We start from the raw sequence: 6,915 nt of genomic DNA, 5'->3' as shown, positions 1-6,915 counted from the left end.
CCCGCCGCGAGCAGGCGGTTAGGCTGCTCGTCGTCGATATGGCTGGCGCCCACAAAACCAATCACCCGCATGCCGGCGGCATGGGCAGCGGTAACGCCTGCCACGCTATCCTCAACCACTAGGCAGCGGCTGGGCGGGCAGCCAAGCTCATGCGCCGCCAAGCGGTAAATCGCCGGGTCCGGTTTAGGGTTATCGACCTGCTCGGCCGTGAAAATCGGCACATCGCCCAACGCCTCTTCCAACTGCGTTGTTGCAAGCGATGCCAATACGCGGCAGCGGCGACTGTTGGAGACCACGGCCTTAGGTAAATCGAGACTACTAACGGCGTCGTGAACCCCTGCAATCGCGGTAAGTTCTCGTGCCAGACGCGCTTCTATGGCGCTATCGACCCGCTCGGAGGCATCGGGCGGCAGCTGATGGCGGCTTAACTGCGCCAAGTGCTTAAGGATGTCGGCGGTCGTCATGCCCAGGGCTTGGCTGAGCAGCGTGGGAATATCCAGATCCGGCAGCCACTGCCCAAGGTGAGTTTCCAGGGTCTCTTCTGCCAGGGCTTCGCTATCCACCAGGACGCCGTCACAATCAAAAATCAGCGCTTTCATACCTGCGCCCCTGGCGCAGCAGGCTCAGTCGCCGCACGGTTATCCTGGCGGGTCAGGCTGGCCAGCGGGTGCTGTGACAGGCTCTCTAGCGCCAATCCTTGGGCGTCGAACAGGTGAGCACGCTCGGCGGCAAAGCCAAACTGCACGGTATCGTTCACCCGATAGGCCACGTCGCCATCGGCCATGATGGTGATCAGTAGCTCGCCCATCTGCACGTACAGCGAGGTCTGCCCGCCTAAGCGCTCCAACACTTTAATCTGCCCACTCAGCGGGCCGTTTTCATCCAGCTGTAGATGCTCAGGACGAATACCCAGCTCCAGCGCTTCATCGCTGGCGAGCTGTTCACCCGCCACAGGGATAGTGCAGGGCCGCCCGCCGGGCAGGCGCACGGTGACGCCATCATCGCCAATGGACTGCTGTTCGACGCTGAAGAAATTCATCTTGGGCGAGCCGATAAAGCCTGCCACAAAGCGGTTACGCGGGTGGTGGTAGAGCGCCATGGGCGAACCCACCTGCTCCACCACGCCATCGTGTAGTACGACGATTTTATCGGCCATGGTCATGGCTTCTATCTGGTCGTGGGTCACGTAAATCATCGTGGCATCCAGCTCTTCATGCAGCCGCGCCAGCTCGATACGCATCTGCACCCGCAACGCCGCGTCTAGGTTGGAGAGCGGCTCGTCGAACAGGAAGATGCTGGGGTTGCGCACAATCGCTCGGCCAATCGCCACCCGCTGGCGCTGCCCGCCGGACAGCGCTTTGGGCTTGCGATCCAGCAGCGGCTCAAGCTGAAGGATCTTGGCAGCTTCCAGCACCTTGGCGCGGCGCTCCTCTTTGGGCACCCCAGCCAAGCGCATGCTGAAGCCCATGTTGCCCTCAACGGTCATGTGCGGGTACAGCGCGTAGCTTTGAAACACCATCGCCAAACCGCGGTCGGCGGGGCCCACCTCGTTCATGCGCTTGCCATCGATGAGAATATCGCCGTCGCTGGCGCTCTCCAGGCCCGCAATCATGCGCATCAGCGTGGATTTACCGCAGCCCGAGGGGCCAACGAACACCACGAACTCACGATCGTTAACGTCGAGATCAATGCCCTTGATGACCTTGGTGTCGCCAAACTGCTTAGTAATGTTCTTGAGTTGTAAGGTTGCCATGGGGAACTCCTTTACTTGACGGCGCCAAAGGTCAGGCCGCGCACCATTTGTTTTTGGGTCATCCAGCCGAGGATTAGGATGGGGGCGATGGCCATGGTAGATGCCGCCGACAGCTTGGCCCAGAACAGCCCTTCGGGGCTTGAGAACGAGGCAATGTAGGCGGTCAACGGCGCGGCTTTCGACGAGGTGAGGTTGAGACTCCAGAACGCTTCGTTCCAGCTCAAAATCACCGAGAGCAGCCCGGTCGACGCAATCCCTGGCAGGGTCAGCGGCAGTAGCAGGAAGAACACTTCCTGCAGAGTGGAGGCACCGTCCATCCGGCCCGCTTCGAGAATGTCTTTGGGCATATCTTTAAAGAAGGTGTAGAGCATCCACACCACGATGGGCAGGTTCATCAAGGTATAAATAATGATCAGCCCGGTACGGGTGTCCAGCAGCCCGACATCGCGGAAAATCAGGTAGATAGGCACCAGAACACCCACCGGCGGCAGCATTTTGGTGGAGAGCATCCACAGTAGCGTGCCCTTGGTGCGCTTAGTGGGCAAAAAAGCCATGGCATAGGCCGAAGGAATAGCGATGAGCAGCGCTAAAAACGTAGAGCCAAACGCCACCGCGATGCTGTTCAGCGCGAAACGGGCATAGCCCGAGCGTGCCTGCACCTCCTGATAGCTTTCCAGCGTGGGCGAAAAGATAAAGCTGGGGTCGGCTATCGCCGCCGTCTCGGTTTTAAAACCGGTCAGCACCATCCACAGGATAGGGAAAAAGATAATCAGCGCGATCGACCAGCCCAACAGGGTCAATACCAGTTGCCGGATGGGCAACGAGCGAGTATGTGCTGGTGCGCTATTACGATGAGTTGTCATTGAAATGCTCCCAAGACGCCCTGGTGCCGGGGTCAGTCTTCTAAGTTCTTAGCGACCATACGGACAAGGAAAATCGCGACGATATTGGCCAGAATGATGGCAATTACCCCACCCGCCGAGGCCATGCCCACATCGAAATCCAGCAGCGCTTGGATGTAGATCAAATAAGCCAAGTTGGTGGTGGCGAGCCCAGGCCCTCCGGAGGTAGTGACAAAGATCTCGGCAAAAATCGTCAGCAGGAAGATCATTTCAATCATGATCACCACGCTAATCGCCCGCTTTAGGTGCGGTAGCGTGATAAAGAAGAAAATCGCCAGCGGCCCCGCGCCATCCATCCGTGCGGCTTCCACTTGGTCTTCATCCAGCGATTGCATCGCCGTCAGCAGAATCAGTAGCGCAAACGGCAGCCACTGCCACGAGACGATGATGATGATGGAGGTCAGCGGTAGCGATGAGAACCAGTCCAGCGCAGGAAGCCCCAGCGACTGTGCTAACCACGCCAACACCCCGTTAGAGGGGTGCATCATCATGTTTTTCCATACCAGCGCGCTCACCGTTGGCATGACAAAGAAGGGAGAGATCGCCAATACGCGGGCAATGCCCCGCCCGGCAAAATCCTGTTGAAACAGAACCGCTAAGAGCGTACCGCCCACCACGGTAATCACCAGCACCCACCCCACCAGCAGCAGCGTGGTGCCCATGGCCGACCATAGCGCGGGGTCGGTCAGCAGGTACTCATAGTTTTCCAGCCCGGCGAAGCCGGTCATCTCGGGCATCAGTAAGTTGTAACGCTGGAAAGAGAACCAGATGGTCATGCCTAGGGGCACAATCATCCAGAGCAGGAGCAGCGTTACGGCGGGCGCTTGAAGCGAAAGCGTTCTCAGCCCGCCGACCGTACGGCCAGAAGCACGTGTTCTATTCATGGAAATACCTGCAAGAAAACAGACCTGCGAGAACCACCGAAAACGCCTGCCCGTGGCCGGGCAGGCGCAGGAGTGCATTAACGTTCGATGTAGCCCGCCCGCTGCATCGTGCGCTCAGTAGCACGCTGGGCGCTATCTAGCGCCTGCTCAACCGACGTATCGCCGGTCAGCGCCGCCGCAATGGTTTGGCCTACCTGAGTGCCAATCGATTGGAACTCAGGAATACCCACAAACTGCACGCCCACATAGGGGTTCGGCTCCAGGCTAGAGTCGGTGGGGTCGGCCTCTTTAATGGCGTTAAGTACGAAGCCAGCAAACGGAGCAGCTGAGGTGTACTGCTCGTTAGCGTAGGTGGATTCACGAGTACCCGGCGGTACGCTGGTCCAGCCGTTAGTCTCACCGACAAGCTCGATATACTCTTCAGAAGTAGCCCAGGTAATGAACGCTTGAGCTGCCTCTTTATGCTCAGAGGAGGCTGGGATAGCCAGTGCCCAAGACCACAGCCAGTGGGAACCTTTGGGAGTTTCCGCGATGGGCGCGGGTGCAAAGCCAAGCGTACCGGCTACGTCGGATTCGCTCTCATCGTAGAGCTTGCCTGCCGCCGAGGTAGCATCGACCCACATGGCGCAGTTACCGCGTGAGAAGAGCGCGAGGTTCTCGTTAAAGCCGTTGGAGCTGGCGCCTGGCGGGCCGTAGTTGCTGAGCAGGTCTACGTAGAACGAAATCGCGTTATTCCACGCCTCAGAGTTCAGCTCCGGGTTCCACTGCTCATCAAACCAGCGGCCGCCGAAGGTGTTCACCAGCGTCGAGACAAAGGCCATGTTCTCGCCCCAGCCCGGCTTGCCTCGCAAACAGATACCCGCAAGGCCCTCTTCGCTACCATGGAGCTGTTCGGCCCAGTCACGCACCTGTGTCCAGGTGGGCTGCTCGGGCATCTCAATACCAGCCTGCTCAAACAGATCGGTGCGGTAATACATCATCGAGCTTTCCGCATAGAACGGCAGGGCGTGCAGCGTGCCGTCCAGGCTTAAGCCGTCGCGTACCGATGCCAGCAGGTCGTCTTCGTTGTAGTCATCGGGCAGGCTGTCCAGCGGCTCAAGCCAGCCGCGTTCCGCCCAAATGGGCACTTCATAAGTGCCGATGGTCATCACGTCAAACTGCCCACCGCCGGTGGCAATATCCGTGGTCATGCGCTGACGCAGCACGTTCTCCTCAAGCACCACCCAGTCCAGCGTGATATCCGGGTGCGCTTGCTCAAAGGCATCGGTCAGGCTCTGCATAATGACCATGTCATTATTGTTCACCGTCGCGACGGTGATCTCAGTTTGAGCCTGGGCTTGACCAGCCAGCGCAATGGCAGCCGCTAGGGTCGTGACGGGCAAATGACGCGCGAGACGCATACAGCACTCCTCTTGGCAAATATTGGCATTGTTGTTGCCTTGATCTTATTGATCATCAACCGAACAAATGATCGTATGCAAGCCAAAAAAAAGCAAAGCCTGGAGCGTTAGACTTTACGCTAATTTATTCAATTACTTGCATATTGCAGCTGCGAAGCCAGCGTTCATTCAATGGCTGCAACGATATGTCTGGCCGCAATTTCATCGGTAATCAACCCCTTCAGCCAGCCACCGCGCAGCGCGGCTAAGATGGCAGGCGCTTTATCCCGGCCACCGGCAATCCCCACCATGAGGTGCTTCCCAAAACGCTCCAGCGGCAGGCTGGTAACACGCCGGGTAATCGAGCAATCAATCACCTCCCCACGCCGATTCAGCGGCCACCCTAGTAGCTCCCCCACCGCTTCGCGGCCCAGCAGTTCATCCAGCTCGCTTTCGCTAATGAAGTGGTCTTGGAAAAGCGTGGCTTGGCGGTCAATACGACCAATCCCGATAAAGGCAGCCTCTGACTCTCTCGCCACATCGGCAATCGCTTTGAACAAGCGCTGTGAGAGCATGGCCTCTTTTTCCGCAAGCGACTCCGCCACCACGGGGGCAGGCAACAAAAAGCGTTCTCCACCGGTTTTATCCGCCAGCACCATTACCGCATCATAACGGTTAGCGGAGCCATCCCTTGCCACGTTGCCCACCAGCGAGACAAAGCGATGCTGTGGCCGCTCCACACGGCTTAGCGCTTCCACCGCTGCGCGCACCGAGCGCCCGGTACCCAGCGAGAGCGTCAGCGGCTCGCTGCGCTCCACCAGCCGCGCAATGCGTTCAGCTCCTGCCACGGCCAGATAGTACGCGCCGCTTTCGGGGGCTTGGGTGTCCGCAGGCACCACATCGCAGTAGGTGAGCTGAAAGCGCTCGCGCAACGCGCTGCCCAGCGCCATACAGGTTGAGATGGGGTGGTCGATATGCACTTTTACCAGCCCCTCTTGCCGCGCCAGCGCCAGCAAACGCTGCACGCCGGGCCTGGAAACGCCAAGCTGGGTGGCAATTTCGTCTTGTGTCATCCCACCCACATAGGACATCCAGGCAGCCCTCGCGGCTTGATCAAGCTTTACTTCAAACTTATCCATGGGTTGGTTCGCCGCTTATATTGAAAAACGTCATCATACAAAGCCTGCGCCAAGACCAGTAGTGTGCTATCCGCTAACATTGGCAGTACAGCGTTACGTCATTACCCAAGGGAGGCCTCTGATTATGTATAAGCTCGCATTTTTTGTTCCCATTGAAAGTGCTGAAAGCGTTAAAAACGCCGTATTTGAAACCGGCGCGGGGCGGATTGGCGATTACGAACACACCTGCTTTCAAACGCGTGGTACTGGTCAGTTTCGTCCTCTCGATGGTGCAGAGCCACATATTGGTCAGATCGGTAAGCTGGAAACCGTTGAGGAGTTCAAAGTCGAGCTGGTCTGCGCCGACGAACATATTCAAGCTGCCATTGCCGCGCTCAAGCTGGCGCACCCTTATGAAGAAGTCGCCTACGACGTATGGCAGCTTGCCGACCTATAGAAAAAGCTAGGCGCTACCTACATAGCGCTCGCGATCTTCAGGCGTGATTTTGCTGATATGCAGCGGATACACAGCGTTTTCACGGTCGGCAAAGTAGTGGCGCAGCGTGCGCTCAATGGTAGGAAAAGCCAGCGCATCCCAAGGGATCTCGTGCTCCTCAAACAGCGCCACTTCCAAGCTCTCTGGCCCGGGGCCAAAGCCACCTATCAAGTCGGCAAGAAAAATCATATACACTTGGTTGATATGCGGTAGATCAATCAGCGTGTATAGACCGCCTAAAGTGACCTCGGCAAACGCCTCTTCCCAGGTTTCTCGCGTGGCAGCCTGCTGGGTGGTTTCGGCGTTTTCCATATACCCCGCCGGTAACGTCCAGTAGCCTTTTCGGGGTGAGATTGCTCGCTTGCAGAGCAGCACTTTGGAGC

At 58.0% G+C, this 6,915-nt stretch carries 8 protein-coding genes; 1 reads left to right on the top strand and 7 read right to left on the bottom strand.

Translation table 11 applies throughout. The features are described from left to right. From BIS10_RS16365 to BIS10_RS16340, 6 genes are all read right to left on the bottom strand, one after another. The coding region (locus tag BIS10_RS16365) for an HAD family phosphatase (RefSeq protein WP_253506800.1) at positions 1 to 599 on the bottom strand (599 nt) is incomplete at its 3' end. Further along, on the bottom strand, positions 596 to 1,753 hold the full coding sequence (locus BIS10_RS16360; RefSeq protein ID WP_253017011.1) for an ABC transporter ATP-binding protein: 1,158 nt from the start codon (positions 1,751 to 1,753) through the stop codon (positions 596 to 598). The genes BIS10_RS16360 and BIS10_RS16365, both read right to left, overlap by 4 nt. Before the next feature lie 11 nt (positions 1,754 to 1,764). Next, entirely contained in the window at positions 1,765 to 2,616 is an 852-nt protein-coding gene (locus BIS10_RS16355) for a carbohydrate ABC transporter permease (protein ID WP_159341468.1), read from the bottom strand. Between the two features lie 32 nt (positions 2,617 to 2,648). Continuing rightward, positions 2,649 to 3,539 carry a carbohydrate ABC transporter permease gene (locus BIS10_RS16350; RefSeq protein ID WP_062359322.1) on the bottom strand — a complete coding sequence of 297 codons (891 nt, stop codon included), beginning with the start codon at positions 3,537 to 3,539 and terminating at the stop codon, positions 2,649 to 2,651. A gap of 77 nt (positions 3,540 to 3,616) precedes the next feature. Continuing rightward, positions 3,617 to 4,939, bottom strand: a complete 1,323-nt coding sequence (locus BIS10_RS16345; RefSeq protein WP_253506797.1) for a sugar ABC transporter substrate-binding protein — start codon at positions 4,937 to 4,939, stop codon at positions 3,617 to 3,619. A 164-nt stretch (positions 4,940 to 5,103) separates the two neighbouring features. Beyond that, complete coding sequence (locus tag BIS10_RS16340; protein WP_253506794.1) at positions 5,104 to 6,057, bottom strand: sugar-binding transcriptional regulator; 954 nt, start codon at positions 6,055 to 6,057, stop codon at positions 5,104 to 5,106. A 124-nt stretch (positions 6,058 to 6,181) separates the two neighbouring features. Here BIS10_RS16340 and BIS10_RS16335 point away from each other — a divergent pair, with 124 nt between their 5' ends. Next, complete coding sequence (locus BIS10_RS16335; protein ID WP_044627897.1) at positions 6,182 to 6,493, top strand: NGG1p interacting factor 3 protein, NIF3; 312 nt, start codon at positions 6,182 to 6,184, stop codon at positions 6,491 to 6,493. A gap of 6 nt (positions 6,494 to 6,499) precedes the next feature. Here BIS10_RS16335 and BIS10_RS16330 read toward each other — a convergent pair. After that, a partial coding sequence (locus BIS10_RS16330) for an NUDIX domain-containing protein (protein ID WP_253506791.1) occupies positions 6,500 to 6,915 on the bottom strand: 416 nt, incomplete at its 5' end.

Source organism: Halomonas sp. 707B3 (assembly GCF_024158645.1).
GTDB classification, from domain to species: Bacteria; Pseudomonadota; Gammaproteobacteria; order Pseudomonadales; family Halomonadaceae; genus Vreelandella; species Vreelandella lionensis.
The sequence above is the reverse complement of the archived record's forward strand: the minus strand, read 5'-3'. Positions and strand labels throughout refer to the sequence as shown.